This is a genomic window from Rossellomorea sp. DUT-2, from assembly GCF_052665285.1.
Window position 1 is genome coordinate 280,167 of the sequence record NZ_JBQPEO010000004.1, and the last position, 25,201, is coordinate 305,367.

Sequence of the window (25,201 nt, forward strand, 5' to 3'; positions counted from 1 at the left end):
TTTAAAAATTTGGTCTGATGGAAAGTAGGGGTATCATTGAGTATGATCGTTCAAAAGTTTGGTGGAACCTCTGTTGGTTCTACAGATCGAATCAAACGCATGGTCTTTCATGTCATGAAAGAAAGAGAAAAAGGTCATGATGTCGTCGTTGTGGTATCAGCAATGAATAAAACGACTGATACACTTGTACGATTGGCAGGGGAACTTTCTTCAGATCCCAGTAAGAGAGAAATGGATATGCTCTTAAGTACCGGGGAGCAGGTGGCAATCTCCCTTTTGACAATGGCCCTGCACCATAAGGGACTGGAAGCCGTATCCCTGACAGGCAGACAGGCGGGAATCCAAACCGATGGAGTATTTGGGAATGCCAAGATTAACTCGATCGATACTGATCGGATAAAATCGGAGTTATCAAAAGGACGAATCGTCGTGGTAGCCGGTTTTCAAGGGATCACGGATAAAGGAGAGGTGACCACATTAGGCAGGGGTGGTTCGGATACGACCGCAGCTGCTCTTGCGGCCGCTTTAAAGGCGGATAGGTGTGATATTTATACGGATGTAGATGGAGTGTATACGTCGGATCCGCGTATCGTTCCCCGGGCTGCAAAAATTGACACCCTCTCCTATGATGAGATGCTGCGTTTAGCCACCATGGGGGCTGGTGTCCTGCATCCAAGAGCAATTAAACATGCGAAGGAACATCATGTGCCGCTTGTGGTTTGTTCCAGTTTGAATGAAGGAAGGGGGACCGTCATTAGCGGAAGAACACAGAGAAATGCCCCTATTGTCGGGGTAGCCTATCAGAAAGACATTTCTGTTCTGACAATGTTTGACTGTCAGGGTGGAGAGTCACTGATTCTGTATGATCTCGATTCCCATCATATTGAAACAGAAATCATTAAATACCAGGAAAATCTTGTTCTCATCGTTAAAGATCAGGATTTTCATGAGTTGAAAAGAATCGTTGGACAGTATGACCAAGCTTACTCTCATACAGAAGAAAGAGAGGATCTATCTAAGGTATCCGTGATCGGTCAGATCAAATCCACACATGAGGTAAAAGAGAAGGTTACCAACGTTTTTCATGACTACCATATTGCAAAGGCGTCCCTTTGGGAATCCCCCGTAGGATTAAGTGCACTGGTTGATAGAAATGATGTAGAAAAAGCAGCCAGGGTCCTTCATATGCACTTTGGTTTGGATTACGTGGAATCAAGGAGAGCTGTTTTGTGAAAGGATCGGAAGGTGGAACATTCTGTCTTTCACCACATGAAATAAGTGTATAGGCACTCCTATACACTTTTTCATTTATGGACTGATCAAAACAGGCGTACCGATTGGAACGATTCCCGCTAACTCCTCTACGTCTTTGTTATTCATTCGTATACATCCCTTGGACACGGCATTTCCAATCGAGCTTGGGTCATTGGTTCCATGAATCCCGTAGCTTTCTTTCGATAAACTCATCCACATCGTTCCAAAAGGTCCGCCGGGATTTGGTGCTTTGTTAATGATGATAAACTCCCCAATGGGAGTTTCAAAAAGTACTCTCCCCACTGCAATCGAATACTGCTTGATTTGAACCCCATCCTTGAACAAACGCAGCCACCGGTTGTTAACAGAGACCTGAATGCGGTAAGGGTTATTAGTTGTATCCGGAATCCCTGGTATCGTAATCGTTTGACCCGGATAGATCACATCCGGATCAATACCGGGATTGGCATTAAGTATGGAGGGGAACGGAGTCCTGTAATCTCTTGAAATTTGACTCAGTGTTTCTCCCACCTTGACTGTGTGAATCAGCTCAAACACCTCCCCATTTCACTCTCCCTCTATCCTATGTGCGTGAGAGAAAGTCGTTCAAGAAGATGAGCAAGTGAAAAAGCCTGCTCCTCTTAAATGGAAAGAGGAGACAGGCGCTATTGCGGCATGTTTGGTTGTGGAACGGTTGTATAGCTTTGGAGCATAAGGGTCATATCCTGTTCGTTTAATTGAGGAACCTGATAATAGCCATGCTTATTTTGATAGAGGAAAATCTCATAGCTCATTTCAATGAAATTCGGGACGCTGTCAGCTACGACACGTCGTAATACAGGGTTGGTCATCTCAAGGGCCGTCATGGCAAGAAGCATGGCCAATGACTTGGTTTGCCCCAGCATATAAGCAGACAAGCCTTTATCGGAAAGGTCGTTGACCGATTGATTCGGCTTCTTAGGTGCTCCGGGCTTGATGCCGTATGTGGTCGTATTGGTTTGAGTCATTTTGTATTGCTGGGTTGGCACAGTTGGGTCATGCCCTGTCGAAAAGCTGCCGACAATCGTATTATACATAGTCGTGACGAAAGTTGACTGGCGCTTAAGTATACCTTTAAGTTCAGGATCCTGAATGTGCTGATCATACATTTGATACTGATCGAGCATGCTGATGATCCCGGCTATGATCTCATGGGCATCAAAGAGCTCATGGCCCCCGTGGTTTTTACTTTCAGAGTTCATCATATTCGGCGGCATCTGAGTTCCTGGTGGTGTCATATTCGATGGTTGTCCTTGGTTTTGCATCTTTTTTCCCTCCTTGAAAATAGCATCGATGATTAGAATATCCTTAAAAAGCACAATTATGTATTTCGGTTTAATACTTGGCAGCCTGTCCGAATACAATAGGAAGAAGTCAATTTGAGGGTGGTCGAAGATGAGTATATTCATAAGCTATATCATTTTGGGATTATCGCTTTCTGCCCCTATGGGACCGATTAATGCCGCTCAATTGGACAAGGGGATCCGATTCGGCTTTTTTCATGCCTGGCTTGTGGGGGTAGGGGGAATGGTAGCGGACGGGATCTTTATGCTTCTCATATATTTCGGAGTCTCTCAATATATTGATACCCCGGTCATTAAATTGTTCCTGTGGGTATTTGGGTTCTTTGTATTGACGTATACAGGGATTGAAAGCATCCAGAAGTCGGAATCCATTACAAAGCCCTCTCATCAAAATCCCCATGAAACAAAAGGAAAGGCTTTTCGCACAGGATTTTTTATGGCCATTTCCAATCCATTAAGCATTCTATTTTGGCTAGGTATCTATGGTTCTATATTGGCTCAGACTTCCGGTTCCTATGAAGCAGGACAGCTCTTCCTGTACAGCATGGGGATCTTTCTTGGAATCACCCTTTGGGATCTAACAATGGCCGGTGTGGCGACAGGGGCAAGGAAACTGGTCAGTCCTGGGATTTTGCGGGCCATATCCATTATGTCCGGTCTCATTCTGATGGGCTTTGGTATCTACTTCGGTGTCCAGGCCTGCCGTTTATTATTCGGCTAGACAGACACCCAATAAGTTCTCTCCTAATAGGATGAATGTGTACTATTTAGGAGGGATCGGCTATATGTTATGGTCTAAAAGTTTGATCGATCAGCAAGGGGAGAAACTTACCCCATGGCAAAAAGCAGCCTACGGGCATTTCTCGGCTGTCATGTGCGACGAAGAACATCCTTACCCGTGTGTACCTGGAAAACAGGGCTTTCAGACAGATACCTTACGCTTTGGATTTGCAGGTGATCCAAGAAATCAAGCAGCTTCTGAAAAACTGACCTGCTTACTCAAACAATATGGTGAAATATCAAGGGATACAGGGAAGTATGCATCACTTGTAGTCTTTTTTAATTCAGAGGAGATAGTGGCTGATAACCAATCGATTGATAGTTATCAGGATATTTTCTGGAATTTATTGAATCGGGTTCATGAATTGGATGAATCACCATGGCCGGAAGATATTGCGAAGGATCCCCATCATCATACCTGGGAATTTTGTTTTGACGGGGAGCCTTACTTTGCCTTCTGTGCAACACCTGCCCATACGATGCGGAAAAGCCGTCATTTTCCTTATTTTCTTGTAGCCTTCCAGCCCCGGTGGGTGTTCGATGAAATCAACTCTTCCACTTCATTCGGCCAGAAATTAAAGAAAGTGATACGGAAGCGGCTCATTGAATATGATGAGGCAGAACCCCATCCCAGCCTTAAATGGTATGGTCAGGAAGACAACTATGAGTGGAAGCAGTATTTTCTTAGTGATGATGATTCGACTCTATCCCAATGTCCGTTTCTAAATATGCAAAAGAAAATCAAGAGTTAAAGCGTTCAGGCTTTAGCTCTTTTTTCCTTTACAATGGTCGCAATCGCAATCAGCACAATAAAGGCGATGCTTACAAAAAATCCAATGCGGCTTACATGATCAAGAAACGTGCCGCTGATCGCCAATAATATGAGGATGAGTGCAAAGATTGATTGGATACGGTCCCACCAACTTTTGCTCATCAGCTTGTAAAAGGAGGCAAGGATAAAGATCCATGTATAAAGAAGCATGAGTCCCGCTGCTGTAGTGATATACTCGAACAGTTTGTCCGGCAGGAGCATGGCGACCGCAATCGAAGCCGCAACAACAAGGGTGGTCAGACCGAATGCGGGGAGGGGCACCTTCCATTTTCCCTTCTTGGCAAAAAATTTGGGAGCATCCCCTTCTTCTGCCAATGCCACCAGCATCGTCGTAACTGCATATAAGGAAGCAACCATGGTGGAGAACCCGGCAATAACCAGAATGGCGTTGAATACATGGGGGACCCAGGGTAGATCATATTGTTTAAGAGCCGTTAGAAATGGACTTTCATTCGCATTGATCCTGCCTGCCGGTACGAGCTTTAATACGAGATAAAAGGATAAAAGGTAAAGGATGGTCAAGATAAGAAGCATGATATTCCCTGACTTTGGTGCATCCTTCGGGTCTTTCAGCTCCTGAGCCATCAACCCCATCACTTCAATTCCCCCGAATCCATAAAAGGCAAAAAGAAGGGCGAGCCATAAACCCTTTCCATCGTGTGGGAGTATCTCTGTTAATGGAGATGGAGGCGGATGGGCAACAGCTCCCGTTCCCAACCACCCGAACATGGCGGCAGTAGCGATGATGACAAACATTACGATGGCTGCTACTTTCATGATGCCAAACAGATTCTCCATCTGTTCCACTTTCTGCACACCCATCAAAATGACAAGTAATCCAACACCGGCAAATCCGGCAGTGAACATCCACAGAGGAATGGCAGGAAGCCAGAATTGAGCAAAGAGGGCAAGAGCGGTTAGTTGACTCCCCATAATGAGCATTTCTGCCGACCAATAGACCCATCCGTTACTGAAGCCTGCCCATGATCCGTAAGCCTGCTTTGCATAAGTTCGGAAGGACCCCTTTTCAGGATGATGGGCCGTTAATTTTGCGAGGGCTTGAAACACCATCCATGTTCCAATTCCGGCCACTAAATAAGCAATCAAAACTGAGGAACCCGCCTTTTGAATAGGGATGGCTGAACCCAGAAAGTAACCGGTTCCAATGATACAGCCCACCCCGATAAAAGACAGCTGCCACCATGTAAGATTTGATTGATTTGTACATTTACTCATCTGTTTTTCACCTGACCTTTCCCCTTCATAGTTTGACGTAGAGATTCATGAATTATGTGAAGGCAGAATGATTTTTCGGAGAAAGGAGAAAAATAAGGGAGACTGATACTAAGGAGGCTTGCTCATGGTAAAGATTCATCCTAATTGCTGGAGTGAACATGGAGAATTAAAAACGGTGATGGTGTGCTCGCCTTCTTCATTGGATATACCTGATCAAAGAACGGCGGATTACGTTGGTTGGGAAAAACCTGTCAACCAGGAAACAGCGAAAGAAAACCATGAAGGTATGATAAAGGCAATGGAAGACGCAGGGATAACAGTTATTGATTATTCCCTGTACTTAAAGGAAGACAAGGCTGAACTTAATCATCAGCTCATCAATAGGGTATTTGTAAGGGATCTGGCATGTGTGTATGGAAATACTGTCATCCCGGGTGATGCAGGGATTACAATGAGGGCACCTGAATACATACATAGTCATGAGCTTTTTCAAACATGGTTTGACGAAAAGACGTTTTCGATTAAGGATAATAACCAATTGAAGGCATTGGAAAATGGGGATGTATTCGTTCTGAATAAAGAGGCTGTCTTTATTAATACAGGAATGCGGACAAGTATTGAAAGTATTGAAGAGGTCCAACAGGAGATCTTTCGGGCCGGATTCTCGGAGATCGGGATTATCGACTTGCCGCGAACCGGGGAAACCATGCATTTGGATATGAACTGCAATGTAGCCGGATCCGACCTTCTTATAGCCAAAAGCTATATGAGGCTATTTCCAGTACAAATCATCACAGAAAAGGGTGCCCGCTACGTGATGATGGAGGAATTCCTCCGACGTCAGGGCTTCAACGTTCTATGGACCGATGATATAAAACATACCGTCGCGGATATCAATTTTCTGAACTTGGATCCGGAAACCCTGTTAGTCAGCACCAAGGCCAATAAGAAGATATTTAAAGGTCATCCTAAATTACAAGGAAAGAAATTGATAGAAGTCGATGTAAATGAACTTGAAAAAGGTGGCGGCGGGATAAGGTGTATGACGCTGCCTTTAGAAAGAAACTGAATCATTAAGAGCGGATCAGAACAAGTAGACAGGAGATTTTTTCTCCGGTTTTTTCTTTTTGTAAAGTTTGTTGTTTTATAACAAAAGATCTGCTGATTTCTTCTAAAGAGGTGTTTTTCAAAATAAAAAAACCATTCTTAGAAAGTTGATTGGAGCGGAAGGTGCTCACCGCCCGCCCCGCGGAAAGCGAGCGTCCTGTAGCGGAAATCAACTTCTACTTTTTCTGTAAAAAAACAACAATCAAGCATTCTCAATTAACCGTATTAGATGAAAAACGTTCTCAATTAAATAAAATTAACACTACTATTATACCGGTTTTGAGACCGGGTCAATAGACTTAAATATTACTTTACGTAAAATTGTAATTATATTAATCTGTTAATTCTATCACTTAAAGCCTAGGTATAACACGAATTCGATGACCATTGATAGAAAAGTACCTTTCTCATACGAAATGACTAGATGAAGATAAAATTAATTGAGAATAGTTATCAACTACCATTGACATTGATAATCATTATCAATTAAGATGACGTTGGAAGCAAAAGCCAATCAATCACGAAAGGAAGATTTGATGATGAGTATACAAAATGCCATTTCAAATAGAGAATTACTGGACCAACAAGAGAGACGCGAGTCGAATGCGAGATCCTATCCGAGAAGAATTCCACTGGCCATCAGTGAAGCAGAGGGAATCTATGTGACGGACATGGAAGGGAATAAATACTTGGATTGCTTAGCGGGAGCGGGAACATTAGCGCTGGGACACAATCACCCGGCGGTCATTGATGCCATGGAGCAAGTGATCCGTGATAAACGACCATTACATACGCTAGATATTACGACGCCTGTGAAAGAGGAGTTTGTGAATGAATTATTCTCTTCTTTGCCGGAAGGGTTTCGTGATCGGGCGAAGATCCAATTCTGTGGGCCGACAGGCGGCGATGCGATTGAGGCTGCGTTGAAATTAGTGAAGACGGCAACCGGTAGACAAAGCATCCTCACGTTTCAAGGTGGATATCACGGTGCTACTCACGGGACTATGGCGATCAGCGGAAACCTGGGTCCAAAAAAGAACGTGCAAGGGCTGATGCCTGATACTCACTTCTTACCTTATCCCTATACATACCGCTGTCCATTTGGAATAGGAGGAGAAGAGAGTCATCGCATCAGCAGTCAATACATCGAGAATCTCCTTGATGATCCCGAGAGCGGAATTTTACCTCCGGCTGCCATGATTTTTGAAACGGTCCAAGGTGAAGGTGGTTCGATACCGGCACCGATCGAGTGGATCCGGGAAATGAGAAGAATTACTGAAGAACGGGGAATTCCACTCATCATTGACGAAGTACAAACGGGAATCGGACGTACCGGGGAACTGTTCTCTTTTGAACATGCAGGAATCGTACCGGATGTGTTTGTTCTTTCAAAAGCTATTGGAGGAAGTCTTCCCCTATCCGTCGTGATATATGATCGTGACTTGGATGCCTGGGAACCGGGGGCACATATCGGCACATTCAGAGGAAATCAAATGGCCATGGCAGCAGGGACTGCAACATTAAAGTTCATTAAGGAAAATCGTTTGGTTGCCCATGCCGGGGAAATGGGAGAGAGACTTCTTTCATCCTTGAGAGAGCTTCAACAAGAATTTCCTGAGATAGGTGATGTAAGAGGCAGAGGACTGATGGTAGGAGTGGAGATCATTGATTCCACTAAACCCCATTCAGCAGGCGGAAGTCAACCGGCTAATCCTGACGTCGCAAGCGGAATTCAGCGTGAATGCTTCAATAGGGGATTAATTCTAGAGGTAGGGGGAAGACATGGGGCGGTTGTCCGTTTCCTTCCACCATTGATCATCACAAGAGAGCAAGTCGATGAAGTGGTATCGATATTCAGAGAAGCTTTAATCGCTTCTCTTGCGGAGTGAAATCATGAAAATGAAAACAACGGAAAGACAAACCAGCCAGAAAATGGACTCCTTCTTTCTACACCAGGGGGAAGAAGGACTCCGTGCATTTAATGAATTGATAGAGGGAGTTAGCAGGAAACTGCAACAACTATATGAAGGTAATGGGAAACCTTTTATCGGGAAAATGCCCGGTGCAATAAAAGAAGAAATCAAACCGATCATGACGCTTACTCCTGAAGGGAAATCCTTTGAAGATGTCCTTGATGAAATCGATGGACCGATTTTAAAAAACAGTCTTCATATTTCCCATCAAAAGAGTATGGCCCATTTACATTGCCCTCCCCTTCTTCCTGGAGTGGCGGCGGAATTGATCATCGGAACGCTCAATCAATCTATGGACTCCTGGGATCAGAGTACGGCTGCCACCTATGTGGAAGCGGAAATGGTAAAGTGGTTGACAGAAAAAATAAATCTTCCAGAAACATCCGGCGGAGTCTTTACAAGTGGTGGAACACAATCCAATTATATGGGACTCCTGTTAGCACGTGATGCATTCTGTCATTCGAAATGGAACCATAACGTACAACGGGATGGGTTACCCGAAGGATTTAACCGATTAAGGATTCTTTGTTCAGAAGAGGCCCATTTCACTGTGAAGAAAGCGGCTTCCCAACTGGGGTTGGGAGAAAAAGCGGTTGTGACGGTTAATACCGATGAAAATCATCGGATGAGCGTCGGGGAAGTGAATGAAACACTGCATATGCTTGATCAGGAGAACTTATTGCCCTTTGCCATCGTTGCTACGTGCGGAACCACCGATTTTGGAAGCATCGACCCAATGGGGGAATTGGCAGAAATCGCCCGTGGGCAGGGATTATGGTTCCATATCGATGCCGCATACGGTGGTGGGCTGATGCTGAGTCATTCTCATGCGGACAAACTGAAAGGGTTGGAGGACGCCGACTCCATTACGGTGGATTTTCACAAATTATTTTACCAGCCGATCAGCTGCGGAGCGTTCCTCGTTAAGGATGAGGTGAATTTCCGTTATTTATCTTATCATGCTGATTACTTGAATCCCGTCAAAGACGATGAAGAGGGCATCTTGAACCTGGTGAATAAGTCGGTTCAAACGACGAGAAGGTTCGATGCGTTAAAACTGTATCTGTCACTAAAGACAGTGGGGACCGACCTTTTTGGGGGCATGATTGATGAAACGGTAAAGCTCGCCAGATACACAGCTTCTTATATGAAAGGATTCCAGGACATTGAGATTCAAAATCCTGAGCCGGAAATCAACACAATCATCTTTCGCTATCAGCCAAAAAGGATGGAGGGAAAGGACCTGGATCTCGATCATTTGAACCGAACGATACAACAAACCCTGCTTTATAAGGGGAAAGGGGTTATCGCGAAAACAGTGATCAAGGGTCATACCTTCTTGAAATTGACGTTATTAAATCCAAGAACAAAGCAGGAGGATATTCATTCTCTTCTACACGAGATTGAAGAAATCGGCACTGAATTAGTAAATGGAGGGGTTACACATTGAGAAACTCTAAGGAAATGGCTGAACATGCCACGATGCAAAGCTTTCTAAATTGCTATTTAAGGGAAACAGGGAACTACTCTGAAGAGAGCCCCTACGACAATGATCCGTCACTTGGACAGTTTGAGAAAGTCATCGTCTCTCATTTGGTACTGCAGCAGATTGAATTGATCATTCCAGTAAAATATTGGTCTCTTACGGATCGTCATCTATTCGGCTTTCCCCTCTATTACCGAGTAGGAGAAAGCGAAATGAAACCACTCGACTACGTTACCCTTACAACGCTAGTGGTGAAAGAGTTTCTACTGGATAAGCGTCACCACGGGTCAGAAGATGAACTTCTATTAAGAGTGATATTAAGCTGTAGGAGTATAAAAAGCTATGTTGAAAGTCGGGTGAACGACAATGAGGCGCTCTCGGATGAAGAATTTGACTATATCGATGCTGAGCAGTCCCTCCTATTCGGGCATATGCTTCATCCAACCCCGAAAAGCAAACAGGGCCTGACGGAACAAGAAGACCATCTGTATTCTCCTGAATATAAAGGGGAATTTCAGCTTCATTACTTTACTGCGGAAAAATCATTGGTAGAACAGGATTCAAGTGCCGAAAAATCTGCAGCTTCCATCATTTATGAAGGGGTACAGGATGATTCTGACGTAGATCAGAAATGGTTACAGAAGCTGCTGAAAGAGGAAGATCGTATTTTAGTTCCTGTTCACCCTCTTCAAGTAAAGACATTATTGGAAAAAGAGAACGTACAACACCTGATGGCAGAAGGAAGACTGGAATATATCGGTCCGATAGGGAAGCGCTTCACGGCTACGTCATCGTTTAGAACGGTCTATAACAAAGAATCCCGGTACATGTATAAATTCTCCGTCCCTGTCAAAATCACAAACTCTCTTCGCATCAACCAAAAGAAGGAGCTGGCAAGGGGAGTAGAGGTTTCGAGATTACTAGAAACGGAAGTGGGAAAAAGCCTTAACAGAGAGTTCCCACAATTTAAGATCATCCAGGATCCTGCTTATGTAAACTTGGACCTGAAAGAGGAAGTGTCCGGGTTTGAGCTGGTCATCAGGGAAAATCCTTTCTATGAAAGCAGTCGCGGGACCAGCTTGATTGCAGCTTTATGCCAGGATCATGCGTATGGAGGAAGAAACAGAATTCATTCCATCGTTAGAGGAATATCCGAAAGGGAGAATCGAAGTCTGGAAGAAGTGAGCCTGGATTGGTTCGACCGATACTTATCCCTGACGCTGGATCCGATGATCTGGCTGTTCCACACGTACGGGATTGCCCTGGAGGCTCATCAGCAGAACTCAGTGATCCAACTTAGTAAAGGTTATCCTGAAACCTTCTATTACAGAGATAATCAGGGATACTACTATAGCGAATCGAAAGTTGGAAAACTCAAAGAGCTGCTTCCTGACTTAAATCAAGAAAGCGACACGATTTGTGCCGATGAAGTGGCAGAGGAGCGTTTGCGCTATTACTTCTTCTTTAACCATATATTCGGGTTGATCAATGGTTTCGGGGCAAGTGGTCTTATCGATGAAGAAAGACTTGTGAATCTTGTAAAGGAACGTCTGGAGTTCCATGAACAGCAGTGGGGGGAAGATTCCAATCTCCTGAGCAGTTTATTATATCAACCGGTCCTTCCGTGTAAAGCGAATCTATTGACCCGGTTCTATGACATGGATGAACTGGTCGGACCAATGGAAGCTCAATCGGTCTACACGATGGTGAAAAACCCCCTTGCCAAAGAGGTGGAAATCCATCATGTCCTATGACTACGAGGTGTATGATCAAGCAATTCAAAAGAAGGTTCAATTTAAGAGAATCGAATTTGACCGGGACGCGGAGCTTATCCATAAATGGATGATGGAGGAACATGTCCATCCATTCTGGAATTTAAATATTCCATTTAGACAGTTTCAAGAACATTTGAAAAAAGCTTTGTCCGATTCACATCAAACCCTTTACGCAGGTTATCTTGACGGTGTGGCGATGAGTTACTGGGAGGCCTATCGGGTAAAAGGCGACGTGGTGGAGAAAACGTATCCTACTGCTCCTTTCGATCAAGGTGTGCATCTGTTAATCGGTGAGAGAGAGTATCTTGGTAAAGGACTTTCACTGCCATTATTACGAGCCATGGTTTCGTATCAGTTCCAAGAAAAGAAGACTAATAAAGTCATAGCGGAGCCGGATATTCGAAATGAAAAAATGATTCATGTTTTTAAGAAATGCGGTTTTAAACCGGTTAAACCAATTACTCTTCCCGACAAAACCGGACTTCTCATGTTTTGTGAGAGAAGCGAATTTGAAAAGAGGTGGCTGAATGATGGACTTCACGAACAGATCAAATGAATTATACGACGTCATCGGGATCGGATTGGGTCCGTTTAATCTGGGGTTAGCTGCCTTACTGGATTCGGTACCCGAAGTGAAAAGCGTATTTTTGGAAAAGAAGAAAAGCTTCAATTGGCATCCGGGCATGCTGATTGACGGAACGACCTTACAAGTGCCGTTCTTTGCGGATTTAGTCAGTATGGCAGATGTACGAAGTGATTACAGTTTTCTCCGATACTTGGAGGCTCATAACCGCTTATATCACTTTTACTTTCTGGAAAAATTTCATATCCCACGCAAAGAATATAACCATTATTGCCAATGGGTGAGTGAGCAGTTGGATACGTGCCGATTCGGGATGGATGTCCAAAGTGTCATCCCGGTCCAATTGGGGGGTGGGGAAAGTGTATATGAAGTCACCGTATGGAATAATTCCCTTCAACAAACGGAAACGATGTTCACGAAACATCTCGTACTCGGAATTGGTTCTGTTCCTTCTGTACCTGAAGCCTTTCAGGGAATGCTGGGCAAAACCGTCTTTCACAGTGCCGATTATTTATCCAATAAAGAGATATGTGCACAAGCTGAAACGGTTGCTGTGATCGGATCCGGCCAAAGTGCAGCCGAAGTGTTCCTCGATGTAGCCAAAGAGCAGGAGAGTCAAGGGTTTTCACTGCAATGGTATACACGTTCAAAGGGATTCTTCCCGATGGAATATTCAAAACTGGGCCTTGAGTATTTTTCACCCGATTATACCCGGTTCTTTTATCAGCTTCCACAGGAAAAGAAGGATCAGCTACTAAAGGATCAGGATCTTCTTTATAAAGGCATCAGTTCAGAGACGATCGCCGATATATATGATTATTTATATGAAAGATCCGTAGGAAGCGAGGAGCCGGACATCTCCTTGCAGGCCATGACAGAGATCGTCGGCATCGAAAAGGCTGAAACGTCCTTTGAGTTGCTTGGCTATCATCGGATCAAGGATGAACATTTCGTTGATAAGGCAGATATCATCATTCTTGGCACGGGCTACAAGCCCGCATTCCCGGGATTCCTTTCGAAAATGAAAGAATGGATTGCCTGGGATGAGTGTGATAGATACAAGGTCAAGGAAGATTATCGATTAGAAACCTATGTAGAAGGTCCGGGTGAAATCTTTGTGCAAAATGGTGAAATGCATACTCACGGGGTCGGCGCACCTGATCTTGGACTAGGTGCCCACCGTAATGCGATCATCATCAATACCATAACAGGGAGAGAAGTATTTCCGGTTCAGAACAAAAATGTGTTTCAAACCTTTGGGACGAAAGCGGCATCCATTCCGGTTCCTCTCTGATGCAAAGAAAACATAGACTAAGTGAAAGTAGGGGTAATATGTTATTCAATGAAGAAATTCAACGTGTTTTTAAGAGTGATAGCTGGACGAAAGTAAACAAGAGATTGATAGGCAAAATGCTGTCTGAGTATATGTATGAAGAGATGATCCGACCTGAAATCCTCTCGGAAAAAGGGGAGGATATCGAATATTCCCTTCAGGTCTCTGGTTCCAAGCACTATCAATACATCGCACAAAAACGATTGTTTGATAGTTTCGATGTGAAATGGACGACGGTATATATCGTTGAAAATGGAGGCCGGAAGGAAGCTGAAAGTGCAATAGAGTTATTGGTCGATCTCCAGGAAGTCATCGGAATGTCATCTGAGACGGCGGGCCATTTAATCAAGGAAATGAACAGTACATTAATAGCAGATGCCCATCTTCTTGAAAAAGAAACGAAAACATCGGACGAACTGATTCATGAAGACTACGCTAACCTCGAAGGCTATATGACAGGCCACCCATGGATTACATATAACAAAGGTAGAATCGGGTTCGGATATGATGATTACCTTGCCTTTGCTCCTGAACAACAGAAAGAGGTCAAGCTTTCCTGGATAGCCGTTCATAAAGACCTGGCATCGTTCCAATCTGTGGAAGGATTGGATTATGAAACGTTGATAGCGGGCGAACTAAGTGAGGAAGATAGAATCCATTTTGATGAGATCGTCAAACAAAATGGAAGCGAACCATCTGATTACTATTACTTGCCGGTACACGAGTGGCAATGGAAAAACACACTGATTCAGAATTTCCCAGAGGAACTGGCCCTGGGTCGTATCATTCCGTTAGGAGAGGGAGAAGACCGTTACCTTCCTCAGCAGTCGATCCGCACATTTGTGAATACAACGAACAAGGATAAGCATCATGTGAAGCTTCCGATGAGCATTTTGAACACGCTGGTTTATCGGGGACTGCCATCTGAACGAACCGTGATTGCTCCTAAGGTGACAGAGTTCATTAAAGGAATGGCTGAAAAGGATCCATTCTTAAAAGATGAATGTCGGGTCATCCTCCCAGGGGAAAATGCCAGTATGAATGTGAACCATTATTACTATACACAATTAAAGCAGGCACCTTATCAATACTTGGAGATGCTTGGAACTATATGGAGAGAAAGCATCTATACGTATTTAGAAGACGGGGAACAAGCGATTACGCTGGCTGCCTTATTGTATGAAGATCATGACAATAAACCGTATGTTGAGAGTTTGATTGAACAGTCAGGTCTCAGCCCAGAAGAATGGATGAAGCAATTTTTCAAAGTCGTAATGGAGCCTCTTCTTCATTACCTTTACCAATATGGAACGGTATTCTCTCCTCATGGGCAAAATACGATTGTCGTGTTGAAGGGTGCGAAGCCTCACCGTTTAGCGATTAAAGACTTCGTTGATGACGTCAATATTTCAGACCAGGATTTCCCTGAGCTGCAAGGGCTGTCATCTGAATTTAAAGCGGTCCTTCGAACAGAGCCGCCTGAAGGGCTTACACAGTTCATCTTCACGGGTCTCTTTATCTGTCACCTGAGATACTTGAGTAACTTGTTGAAAAACAATGGAATGATGGAAGAAGAAACATTCTGGGGTCTCCTTGCTGACTCAATAATCAACTATCAGGATCGATTCCCGCAATTAGAAGAACGTTTCAAGCTGTTTGACTTCTTTAAACCGGAGCTTACGAAGTTATGCCTGAACCGTAACCGGATGGTGGACTACGGATACTCTGATGACGATGACCGTCCCCATGCTTCAGAATTCGGTAAAGTAACAAACGCATTGGCTGCATATAAAATAAACCGGACTGTTGGGTCGATCTGATCATCTTTAATTCCAAAATAGAAAGGAGGGTCATCTCCTGAGTACAATTGTTCAGAAATTCGGCGGGACCTCTGTTGGTTCCACCGAGAGAATAAAACGAATGGCTGAGAGGGTCATGCAGGAGAAGAACAAAGGTCATGACGTTGTGGTGGTGGTTTCGGCAATGGGGAAAACGACCGATGCACTTGTAAGGTTAGTTAGTGAAATTACAAGTGAACCAAGTAAGAGAGAGATGGATATGTTATTGTCAACGGGTGAACAAGTGACGATTTCCCTACTGACAATGGCTCTTCAACAGCATGGGGTGGAGGCCATTTCTTTCACAGGGTGGCAGGCCGGAATTCGAACGGATTCCATCCTTGGGAATGCTCATATTCAAGCTATTGAAACAGGTCGTATCAAGAACGAATTGAATATAGGAAGAGTAGTGGTGGTCGCAGGGTTCCAAGGAATAACGGGGGATGGGGATATTTCGACTTTGGGAAGAGGGGGATCCGATATCACGGCAGCTGCACTTGCGTCCGCGTTAAAGGCAGATCGGTGTGACATCTATACTGATGTCGATGGAGTATACACTTCAGATCCCAGGTTTGTTCCAAAAGCATCGAAAATCCCTTCCCTTTCCTATGAGGAAATGCAGAATCTAGCCTCCATGGGGGCAGGTGTCCTGCACCCAAGAGCGGTTAAACACGCGAAAAAACACGGAATTCCTATCTATATAAAATCCAGCTTTGAAAAGGGCAGGGGGACCATGATCCATGGGAGGGCAAACCAGAATGGATCTACCCCTGTGATTGGTGTCACATTTGAAGCGGATATCAATAGATTAGAAATCTTTGATTGTAATGATATTGAGGGTTTCCAAGAAGCATTAATGTGTGAATTGGCATCACATCATATTCAGGCTGATGTTTATAAACAAAGTTGTAGAGACTCATTATCCTTATTGATCAAGGAACAAGACCTTCAAGAGGTATTATCGATCCTGGATAAAGAGAAAGAGAAGTGGATGTACTCCCGAATTGAACGAAAAGGAGGTCTGTCAAAGGTGTCGGTAATCGGGCAAAATATTAAATCACAGCCGGCCATAAAAATAGATATGTGCAAAATTTTATTGGAAAATGCCGTGAGAGTGAAACTGGTAGGTGAATCTGCTATTAGCGTTACAGCAGTCGTTGAGAAGAGGCAGGTCCAGCTGGCGGCAGAAAGTTTGCATACCGGGTTTGGATTGGATTATGAAGCCGTGATGAAGGCTTCTGTGTAAAACAGTGAGGGTCATGAACAAGATCATAGGAACCATAATGGAGGCACTCTTATTCTATTTTTCATCTGTTTCTGAAAAAGTAAAGTGATCTATTTATCCTTTTTTAGCGTTAGCATAGGAAAGAGGAGTGATTGTATGAAGAAGCGAGTGGAGTGGTCTCTGCTTATTGGCCGAATCATCTTAGGGATCATCATGGTGGCACATGGCATGCAAAAAATCATGGGCATGGAAAAGACAATCGGAATGTTTGATCAAATCGGATTACCTCCAATAATGGCTTATGCCACTGCGATTATTGAAGCGGTTGCCGGACTGACACTGATAATCGGATTTTATGTTATCCCTTCGGCTATTGCAATTGCAATCACCATGTTTGGAGCCATCGTATTGGTCAAATTCAAAATGGGTCTAATCGGAGGATATGAATATCCATTAACATTACTGGCACTATCAGTTATGTTGGCAATAACCGGAAGTAATAAATGGTCATTAATGAGTGTCATCAACAAACAACGTCAAAAACAGACACCTGCAGATCAATCCGTATAGTCACAGGTTTACTGACATAGAAAAGGAGAAAAGAATCGATTCTTTTCTCCTTTTTTCATGAATAAGACAAGATTCCACATCATTTCCTGGGAAAAGATGTGGATTTTTGTTGAAATGAGAGTGAAGGTTTAAGGGTTTTTATAACAAAAAGCCATCCTATCAGGACGGCTTTTTGGATCATAATGATTTATTTAATTAATATACGCCGACAGCATCCCAAGCTGCTTTAACGGAATTGTACGTAGCGCTACCATTTCCGTAAAGATCTGCAGCTGACTGTAGAAGGGCTGCGCGTGCATAACTGAAATTACTTGTTGGTGTTAAGTAAACAGTAAGTGCACGGTAGTAAATTTTTTCAGCTTTGGCTTTTCCGATGCTTGTAATCGTATTGTATGCGGCTTTGTTAGGGATACCAGAGTTCGTATGAACGCCTCCGTTATCGGAAGAAGTATTCACATAGTTATTCATATGATCCGGTTGTCCATACTTAGTAGGGTTTGATAGACTGCGTAGAGCATCCCCTGAGACCCCTGGAGTATATACATCTTCACCCATTAAGTAGTCGCCTGGATCTAAGAAATAACCAAATACATCAGAGAATGACTCGTTAAGGGCACCGGATTGATATTGATACTGTAAGCCTGCAGTTCGTTCGGTCACGGCATGAGTCAGCTCATGGGCAACGACATCCAATGCACCTGAAAGGGAAGTGAAGGTCGTGCCGTCCCCATCACCATATACCATTTGCGAACCGTTCCAGAACGCATTGTTGTAATTGGAACCGTAATGAACAGTCGAGCGTATGGTTGCACCATTATTATCATAACTATTACGATTATGAGTATTCTTATAGTAGTCATAAACTTGTCCAGCATACGCATGGGCATCCACTTCAGCCGCTTGGGAGTAGGCAGTCCACGCATTATTGCTATCGACGGTATAGCTTCCTGGAAGGCTTGAACCGTTTTGAGCCGTGCGCGTTTCGATGACACCATTCATCGGTTTCGTCACATCGTATAAGTAATAAGTGCCGTTTGAATAATAAGTATTAAGAGATTTATAGTCATCAAGGACCCCGTATCCATAACCTGTTGAAGCAGCATCCGTTACAGCATTAAATGCTTCAACGATAGACCCGTCTTTTGCATCAACGAAGATCTGCCAGTTCGCACCATAAGGCTCGATGAATTGAAGCTGTACTTTATAAGCAAGAGTGAACTTTCCATCCTTTTCATGGATCACAAGATCATTTTTCACATTCGTACTTTCAACATCACTGTCTTTTTTCGCATCAGGAGCATGATCGCTATGAGATTCAGCAACTGTATCCTTTTCAGATACACCAATATGTTTCCATGCTAAATCCGTCGCTGATTTTTGATTGATACTTGATTTCGTCTTCGTCACTTTATTAGAAGCTTCTTTATAAAGTTGACCAGTAGTGGCGGTCACTTCATTTTTTTTGTTGGTATGAACAATAAAGATTGCACCATCAACCGGGACACCGTCAACTGATTGAGTGAATTTATAGTGTGACATTCCCAATTCATCTGTCGTCTTTTCCAGCAATGTCAATTCAGAATGAGGATCGATGGCAAATAGCCCTTTATTGTCTTTTAGGAACTTTTTAACATCTTTATCGTTCTTCACAATCCCTTTTGAGAGTTTACCAGATAAGAAGCTAGGCCCTTTTTTGTCTATGTTCATGACCTTTTGATGAATGTCCATTTTTGAAGTAATAGAATCTGAAGACTGAGCAAATGTGGTGGCACCAGTGAAAGATGCGCTGAATACAAGAGAAGTACCTAGTGCTAAACTAACGAGTTTCTTTTTCGACATAATTACAATTTCCCCTTTTGATCATAGATTTGAGAAATAGCTATTCCTTTTGGCCCCGGCGGCTAATTAGTAGTCTAGTAAAAAATGGTAAGGTTGGCAATGTAAAAAATGGTAATCTTCAGTATATTTTAACTATTTAAAATTCTTGAGTTGTCATATTTTCTGATTTTCCGGGGGGATTCTACATTTATCTATTCATTTCGAGGGAAAATATTTTTCTGGGAATATTCCACTATTTTTTGTGCATAGATGATTAATTTAGAGTTTTAGTTTATGTGAATGGAATAATTCGGTATAATTTATGTGAAAAAATTCACATAATCACGGCACAATAAAAACTTGGGAGTGGGCTGCTAATATGGAAAAGAAAATCGTTATAGCTGGTGGAACTGGTTTTATTGGTCAGTATCTTCAAACGAAATTTCAAGAGTCAGATTATAAGGTGACCATTATTTCTAGACATGCCCCTTACGTATCGTGGGATCATAAAGAAGAGATTGTCGAGGCATTGGAAGGTGCCGACCTCCTCATTAATCTTGCAGGGAAATCTGTAGACTGCCGTTACAATAAGAAAAATAAAACAGAAATCTTTCAATCCAGAACAGGGACAACCAGGATACTCGGGGATGCCCTGTTAAAGTGTGAAAATCCTCCTTCCCTGTGGATAAATTCCAGTACTGCAACGATCTATCGCCATGCAGAAGACAGGCCGATGACGGAGGGAACAGGGGAAATAGGTGCAGGCTTTTCTGTAGAAGTGGCGAAGGAATGGGAGAAGGCTTTCTTTTCATTCGATTTACCCCATACCCGGCAAGCGGCATTACGTATTGCCATCGTATTAGGTCCGGATGGAGGAGTGATGAACCCCTACAAAAATCTGGTAAAGTTTGGGCTTGGAGGAGTTCAGGGGCCGGGGAATCAGATGTTTAGTTGGATTCATATAGAAGACCTGTTCAGGATCATTTTATTTCTCAAAGAAAAGAAAGGGTTAAGTGGTGTATTCAATTGCTCTTCTCCAGATCCTGTCACCAATCGTGAGTTTATGGAACACTTGCGTATCGTCATGAATAAGAAAGCAGGCTTGTCGACCTCAAAGTGGATGCTAGAAATCGGTGCTTTCTTTATGAAAACAGAACCCGAATTGGTACTGAAAAGCAGGTGGGTTATTCCTGAAAGATTGGAAGAAGAGGGGTACCGGTTTAAATATGAAACGGTGGAAAAAGCCCTTCGGCATATACTTTCCCATTAGTCACAAAAAAGGACTTAGCCAAATTGGCAAGTCCTTTTCGTCAGCTTTCCATGAAATTATATGAAGTCCAGCACCGATTCATCGCAATGCCTTTTTGCTCTGCATACTCATCGCCCCATTTACACATTTCAAAAAGAGTGGTCTGCAGTTTTTTTCCCATATCTGTCGTGGAGTATTCAACCCGTGGTGGAACCTCTTGGTAAACCCTGCGGGAGACTAATCCATGTTCCTCCAGCTCCCGAAGCTGCTGAGTGAGCATTTTTTGAGTGATGTCTGGGAGGGATCGCTTCAGTTCGTTAAATCTTTTTACACCTTCGTTCAAATTCCATAGTATTAAAACCTTCCACTTTCCTCCGATGACGTCGATGACCAGATCGATGGAGCATTGATATTCAGGGTTTAGTTGTTTCATATGAGTACCTCCTTGGATTAAATGTGTTGGTTTTGACAGCTGAAAATCCTCCGTAATTTACCTGTTAAATTTTTTGTGAAATTCAGCAGTCAAATAGCCAAAGAAGTTCAGCTGTTAAAATCAACATTATATTCAGCTGCTGAAAAACAGCCTGAAATCAGCAGCTGAACCGGGCTCCCAGTATCACCTTAGGTTTCCAAACAGAAACTAGGATACTAAATGGTGCCTACTTGCCAATGTTCATTACAGTATATATTATATACCATTAGAAGGAAATAATTAAGGAGATGAATGTATATGAAAGCACTGCTTTTAAAAGATAAAGGATTATGGAAAGACATGAAGGTCGAGGAAATAGAAACACCATCACCACAAAAAGGGGAGCTTCTTGTAGAGGTCCATGCAGTCGGGCTGAACCCGGTTGATTATAAAACAGCCACCAACGGAATGGCGGTCTGGTCCTACCCGCATATCCTGGGACTTGATGTGGCAGGAGTCATAGTGGAGAAAGGTGAGGGAGTGACCGGGTGGAAAACAGGAGATCGTGTCGTTTACCATGGTGACTTCACCAAAAAAGGCGGATATGCTGAATTTGCGATCATCAATGCGCATACCGTTTCACGTATTCCTGAAGGTGTGTCCTTTGAAGATGCAGCAGCTCTGCCGACAGCAGGCTACACAGCTTATCAGGCAATTCACCGCAAGCTTCCCCTCGAACAAATCAATACGATTCTGATTCATGGTGGAGCAGGCGGAGTAGGCGGATTTGGTGTCCAGCTGGCGAAGCTTGCGGGTAAAACAGTCATATCCACCGCTTCCGTGCACAATCATGAATATGTAAAATCACTTGGGGCGGATCATGTCATCGACTATTGTGAAGAAGATGTAAATGCTAGAGTGATGGAAATAACAAATGGACGGGGAGTGGACGCTGTTGTTGATGCGGTCAGCAGAGAAAGTTCTACAGACTCTTTAGACGCACTTGCGTATATGGGCCACATGGTTTACATTGCAGGGGCTCCGGATTTCACGAAAGTAAAACCTTTTACAAAAGTGGTATCCTATCATGAGATTGCCTTGGCAGCGGCCCATCAATCCAATGACGTGTATGCTCAAAAGGACTTTGCCGCAATGGGTGACCAGATGCTTTCCTTGTTGGAGCAAAGGAAAATAGACGCGATGTTAAAAGAAGTGGTGAAGTTGGAAGAAGTTCCTGAAGCACTGAGCCGTTTATCAGAACGTCATGTGAAGGGGAAAATCGTAGCCAAAGTAAAATGATGATGAAAAAAGGAGTGCCGGTTGTTTCTGGCACTCCTTTTACATTATCGTTTGTCCTCCTGCAGTAAGTAGTCCAAACTCATCCGAATGCTTTCAATAGGGGAGTTCCTGGATTCATCCTGTTCGACGATCCACCAGTCCACATCACTATGTATACCATAGTCGAGCACAGACGCGAGATCCACACCACCAGTCCCCAGTTCAGCAAAAAATCGTTCCCCATCCATCGTCATATCTTTCAAATGTACCAGGGGGGTCCGTCCCTGATATCGTTTCAGCCATTCAACCGGCTTTTCCCCTGCAAAGGTGAGCCAGTATATATCAAACTCTGCCTTTACCCAATGAGGGTTCGTTTCGGAAAGAATCGTTTCGAGTGCCGATTTTCCATTGGAAAGGGTGGTTAATTCGAAATCGTGATGGTGATAGCAAAGGGTGATTCCTTCGTTGAAGCATTTCTCCCCGATTGTATTTAAATCATCGATCAGTTGAACATAATGTCCTTCCGTTCGCTCTTCAGGAAAAAGATACGGACAAACGATATAGCTGCTGCCAAGCTCGAGCTGATCCTGTATCACTCTGCTTGCATTGCTTCTCAGTTCAGCTAAAGGAATATGACTTGAAACGGCCTGAAGCCCCAGGTTATCGAGTGTACCTTTAAGGTCTTTCGGGGATAACCCTCCGTACCCGGCAAGCTCGACCCCCTCATATCCCAACCCGGCGACTTGTTGAAGTGTCCCTGTGAAATCCTTTTCCGTCTCGTCTCGTAAAGTATACATTTGCAGGGCTATCGGTATTTTTTTCATGGTTACACTCCTATTATGTGTTGGTTGTTATTTTCTTGAAATGTTCTCATTCATTTGAGAGAGCACGCTCTTATATACTTCTAAGTTCTCCTCCGAAATACCTTTAAGAATCGTTTCTTCATATAGGCCCTCTATAAAAGGGGACAGCTCATCCTTGGCAGTCATGCCTTTCTCAGTGATGAAAATTAGGAAAGATCTTCTGTCCTCTGTGTTTTTCTGTTTGTAGATCAGTTCTTTCCGTTCCAATATGTCTAATATCCTGGTCAGGGTCGGCTGATCCTTTTCTGATTTCAAGGCCAGTTGTTTTTGACTGATTCCATCCTGTTCAGCTAATCGCTTCAACACCGTCCACTGCTCGGGTGTCACATCAAATTCCTTCAGATGAAGTGTAAGGAATCGAATAATATTCTTCACAGTATGGCTCGTATACAAACCAATGGATTCATCACGGGACATCGTCATTATTTTTCACCTACTACATTCTTTTTCTTTTCTTTATCATACATGAAATTCAGGATGATTTGAGAGGTTCGATAAAAGTAATTCATAATAGTTGTTACAACAACTATATTTACAAATATACATGTTGTAGATATAATTAGTATAGCAACTAATTGAATGAAGGAGAATTTTATGAGTCATTCCAATCAAACAACTATATGGACACGACCATTTTTCATGGCATTAGTGAATAATTTTTTTATCTTCATAGTTTTCTATTCGTTGTTAACCGTCCTGCCACTTTATGTGATCGATGAACTTCACGGAACGGAAGGGGAGGCAGGTCTCGCTACAACGATTTTTTTACTTTCGGCCATCATTGTTCGGCCCTTCTCGGGAAAAATCATTGAGCTATTGGGGAAGAAAAAGACGCTGATCATAAGTGTCATGTTTTTCGGGATTTCCTCATTCATTTACTGCTGGGTGAATGATTTTTATCTTTTAATGGGCCTTCGCTTTTTTCAAGGCATATGGTTTAGTATTGCCACAACGGTTTTAGTTGCGATTGCTGCAGACATGATCCCTCCCCACCGGAAAGGGGAAGGTCTTGGTTATTTTGCCATGTCAATGAACTTAGCCGTGGTAGTAGGACCGTTTATTTCGCTAGCACTTATTCAATGGATCCCTTATTCAGCATTGTTTATGGGTCTTGCCTTCGTAATTGTCATCGGATTCCTTTGTTCATTTGGCATTCAAGTTTCGGAAGAGGACAGGAAGGAAGTGTCTGGCCGATTAACTTTTAAGGACTTGATAGAAATTAAAGCGATTCCGATTTCCCTGGTAGGATTCTTAACATCATTTGCTTACTCCGGGATCATGTCGTTTATATCCGTCTATGCGAAGTCGGTCGGTCTATTCGAATCCGTCAGCTTATTCTTTGTCGTCTTTGCAGCTGCTATGCTGTTATCGCGACCATATACAGGTCGTTTATATGACAGGTCAGGACCAAACGCGGTCATCTACCCGTCCCTTATTATTTTTTCCATCGGTTTGATTTTTTTGAGTGTCACTCATTCAGTCCTTTTATTATTGGTTGCAGGAACGCTTATCGGGCTTGGTTACGGTGCTTTGCTTCCGAGTTTTCAAACCATGTCCATTCAAGCTGCCCCTAAGAGGAGAACAGGGCATGCGACCGCTACATTCTTTATTTTTTATGACCTTGGCATTGCCGTTGGATCATTTGTTTTGGGAGTCGTTTCATCCCAGTTTGGATTTTCGGCTTTGTATCTCATTTGCAGTGGAGTGATATTTGTAACGATCGCGGTTTATCATGTAGTGACCAAACGTGGAAATCATGGTGAAAATCAGAACGTTAGCGTATTGGAATTGTAACTGTAACAGAAGAAGAGGACTTACCATAATTCGGTAAGTCCTCTTCTTCATTTAATTAAAGCGGATGCTGATTGTTTATCAAAATTTATACGGGCAACTTTCTTCTCGTTTTTAAACAATATATAATGGGCGGTTGCAATTTTTTCTTCAACATAATCAATGGAGAAGGTCCCTGATGGATCTGTAAGACTTCCAATTGCACGGGATAGATGATCGATCACATGCTTTAAATGATCTGTCCTCTTCAATTTGTTATCCGTATTCATTTGATCCATGATTTCAAATGCAAGATTTTGAACATGATACAGACGTCTTTGCTCCATACTGAAGATTCTCCCTTCATCAAACATATCTCTTTGATTATATGGTGAAAGCTCCAGATATATGATGATTCATCTCCATAAGCCAGGTATGAAACAGGGTGGAAAAGTACACTCTAAAGATAATAAGGG

Annotated in this window: 23 protein-coding genes; 15 read left to right on the top strand and 8 right to left on the bottom strand. The window is 43.2% G+C overall.

The features are described from left to right. Positions 1–36 precede the first annotated feature (36 nt). Positions 37–1,233 carry an aspartate kinase gene (locus ACOSV2_RS16595; RefSeq protein WP_428976106.1) on the top strand — a complete coding sequence of 399 codons (1,197 nt, stop codon included), beginning with the start codon at positions 37–39 and terminating at the stop codon, positions 1,231–1,233. A 75-nt stretch (positions 1,234–1,308) separates the two neighbouring features. Here ACOSV2_RS16595 and ACOSV2_RS16600 read toward each other — a convergent pair whose 3' ends face one another. Beyond that, the gene (locus ACOSV2_RS16600) at positions 1,309–1,803 is read right to left on the bottom strand and encodes a L,D-transpeptidase family protein (RefSeq protein ID WP_428976288.1); all 495 of its coding nucleotides are present in this window, start codon (positions 1,801–1,803) and stop codon (positions 1,309–1,311) included. A gap of 116 nt (positions 1,804–1,919) precedes the next feature. Then, on the bottom strand, positions 1,920–2,558 hold the full coding sequence (locus ACOSV2_RS16605) for a spore coat protein (RefSeq protein WP_428976107.1): 639 nt from the start codon (positions 2,556–2,558) through the stop codon (positions 1,920–1,922). A 130-nt stretch (positions 2,559–2,688) separates the two neighbouring features. Between ACOSV2_RS16605 and ACOSV2_RS16610 the strand changes: the two genes are divergently transcribed. Both ACOSV2_RS16610 and ACOSV2_RS16615 read left to right on the top strand, forming a co-directional pair. Further along, a complete protein-coding gene (locus tag ACOSV2_RS16610; RefSeq protein ID WP_428976108.1) occupies positions 2,689–3,318 on the top strand; it encodes a LysE family transporter in 630 nt (209 codons plus the stop codon). Positions 3,319–3,382: 64 nt separating this feature from the next. Beyond that, on the top strand, positions 3,383–4,129 hold the full coding sequence (locus tag ACOSV2_RS16615; protein WP_428976109.1) for a YqcI/YcgG family protein: 747 nt from the start codon (positions 3,383–3,385) through the stop codon (positions 4,127–4,129). Positions 4,130–4,134: 5 nt separating this feature from the next. Here ACOSV2_RS16615 and ACOSV2_RS16620 read toward each other — a convergent pair whose 3' ends face one another. Continuing rightward, the gene (locus tag ACOSV2_RS16620) at positions 4,135–5,445 is read right to left on the bottom strand and encodes an amino acid permease (RefSeq protein ID WP_428976110.1); all 1,311 of its coding nucleotides are present in this window, start codon (positions 5,443–5,445) and stop codon (positions 4,135–4,137) included. A gap of 124 nt (positions 5,446–5,569) precedes the next feature. Between ACOSV2_RS16620 and ACOSV2_RS16625 the strand changes: the two genes are divergently transcribed. The 9 genes from ACOSV2_RS16625 (at position 5,570) to ACOSV2_RS16665 (ending at position 17,335) form a co-directional block, all read left to right on the top strand. Continuing rightward, positions 5,570–6,514, top strand: a complete 945-nt coding sequence (locus ACOSV2_RS16625; RefSeq protein ID WP_428976111.1) for an arginine deiminase family protein — start codon at positions 5,570–5,572, stop codon at positions 6,512–6,514. A 577-nt stretch (positions 6,515–7,091) separates the two neighbouring features. Further along, positions 7,092–8,441: an aspartate aminotransferase family protein gene (locus ACOSV2_RS16630; RefSeq protein WP_428976289.1), complete on the top strand. Its 1,350-nt coding sequence runs from the start codon at positions 7,092–7,094 to the stop codon at positions 8,439–8,441. 4 nt (positions 8,442–8,445) lie between these two features. Then, entirely contained in the window at positions 8,446–9,975 is a 1,530-nt protein-coding gene (locus tag ACOSV2_RS16635) for a pyridoxal phosphate-dependent decarboxylase family protein (protein ID WP_428976112.1), read from the top strand. After that, positions 9,972–11,765, top strand: a complete 1,794-nt coding sequence (locus tag ACOSV2_RS16640; protein ID WP_428976113.1) for an IucA/IucC family protein — start codon at positions 9,972–9,974, stop codon at positions 11,763–11,765. The genes ACOSV2_RS16635 and ACOSV2_RS16640 overlap by 4 nt, the downstream gene beginning before the upstream one ends. 22 nt (positions 11,766–11,787) lie before the next feature. Beyond that, positions 11,788–12,342 carry a GNAT family N-acetyltransferase gene (locus tag ACOSV2_RS16645; RefSeq protein WP_428976290.1) on the top strand — a complete coding sequence of 185 codons (555 nt, stop codon included), beginning with the start codon at positions 11,788–11,790 and terminating at the stop codon, positions 12,340–12,342. After that, positions 12,317–13,663 carry a lysine N(6)-hydroxylase/L-ornithine N(5)-oxygenase family protein gene (locus ACOSV2_RS16650; protein ID WP_428976291.1) on the top strand — a complete coding sequence of 449 codons (1,347 nt, stop codon included), beginning with the start codon at positions 12,317–12,319 and terminating at the stop codon, positions 13,661–13,663. The genes ACOSV2_RS16645 and ACOSV2_RS16650 overlap by 26 nt, the downstream gene beginning before the upstream one ends. A gap of 38 nt (positions 13,664–13,701) precedes the next feature. Beyond that, entirely contained in the window at positions 13,702–15,522 is a 1,821-nt protein-coding gene (locus tag ACOSV2_RS16655) for an IucA/IucC family protein (RefSeq protein WP_428976114.1), read from the top strand. A 46-nt stretch (positions 15,523–15,568) separates the two neighbouring features. Then, entirely contained in the window at positions 15,569–16,786 is a 1,218-nt protein-coding gene (locus ACOSV2_RS16660) for an aspartate kinase (RefSeq protein WP_428976292.1), read from the top strand. A 135-nt stretch (positions 16,787–16,921) separates the two neighbouring features. After that, complete coding sequence (locus ACOSV2_RS16665; RefSeq protein WP_428976115.1) at positions 16,922–17,335, top strand: DoxX family protein; 414 nt, start codon at positions 16,922–16,924, stop codon at positions 17,333–17,335. A 195-nt stretch (positions 17,336–17,530) separates the two neighbouring features. Here the strand turns inward: ACOSV2_RS16665 and ACOSV2_RS16670 are convergent, their stop codons facing one another. Further along, entirely contained in the window at positions 17,531–19,174 is a 1,644-nt protein-coding gene (locus ACOSV2_RS16670; protein ID WP_428976116.1) for a M4 family metallopeptidase, read from the bottom strand. A gap of 358 nt (positions 19,175–19,532) precedes the next feature. Between ACOSV2_RS16670 and ACOSV2_RS16675 the strand changes: the two genes are divergently transcribed. Then, positions 19,533–20,423, top strand: coding sequence for a TIGR01777 family oxidoreductase (locus tag ACOSV2_RS16675; RefSeq protein ID WP_428976117.1), 891 nt, complete (start codon positions 19,533–19,535; stop codon positions 20,421–20,423). A 40-nt stretch (positions 20,424–20,463) separates the two neighbouring features. Here ACOSV2_RS16675 and ACOSV2_RS16680 read toward each other — a convergent pair whose 3' ends face one another. Next, positions 20,464–20,835, bottom strand: coding sequence for a winged helix-turn-helix transcriptional regulator (locus tag ACOSV2_RS16680; protein WP_428976118.1), 372 nt, complete (start codon positions 20,833–20,835; stop codon positions 20,464–20,466). 297 nt (positions 20,836–21,132) lie between these two features. Here ACOSV2_RS16680 and ACOSV2_RS16685 point away from each other — a divergent pair, with 297 nt between their 5' ends. Continuing rightward, positions 21,133–22,113: a zinc-binding dehydrogenase gene (locus ACOSV2_RS16685; RefSeq protein ID WP_428976119.1), complete on the top strand. Its 981-nt coding sequence runs from the start codon at positions 21,133–21,135 to the stop codon at positions 22,111–22,113. A 44-nt stretch (positions 22,114–22,157) separates the two neighbouring features. Here ACOSV2_RS16685 and ACOSV2_RS16690 read toward each other — a convergent pair whose 3' ends face one another. Both ACOSV2_RS16690 and ACOSV2_RS16695 read right to left on the bottom strand, forming a co-directional pair. Then, entirely contained in the window at positions 22,158–22,916 is a 759-nt protein-coding gene (locus tag ACOSV2_RS16690) for a sugar phosphate isomerase/epimerase family protein (protein ID WP_428976120.1), read from the bottom strand. Positions 22,917–22,943: 27 nt separating this feature from the next. Next, the gene (locus ACOSV2_RS16695; protein ID WP_324745329.1) at positions 22,944–23,378 is read right to left on the bottom strand and encodes a MarR family winged helix-turn-helix transcriptional regulator; all 435 of its coding nucleotides are present in this window, start codon (positions 23,376–23,378) and stop codon (positions 22,944–22,946) included. A gap of 171 nt (positions 23,379–23,549) precedes the next feature. Between ACOSV2_RS16695 and ACOSV2_RS16700 the strand changes: the two genes are divergently transcribed. Beyond that, positions 23,550–24,749 (top strand): MFS transporter, encoded by a 1,200-nt coding sequence (locus ACOSV2_RS16700; protein ID WP_428976121.1) that lies wholly within the window; start codon positions 23,550–23,552, stop codon positions 24,747–24,749. Positions 24,750–24,796: 47 nt separating this feature from the next. On the opposite strand, the gene ACOSV2_RS16705 is transcribed toward ACOSV2_RS16700, so the two are convergent. Further along, positions 24,797–25,072 (bottom strand): hypothetical protein, encoded by a 276-nt coding sequence (locus tag ACOSV2_RS16705; RefSeq protein WP_428976122.1) that lies wholly within the window; start codon positions 25,070–25,072, stop codon positions 24,797–24,799. Positions 25,073–25,201: the final 129 nt, after the last annotated feature.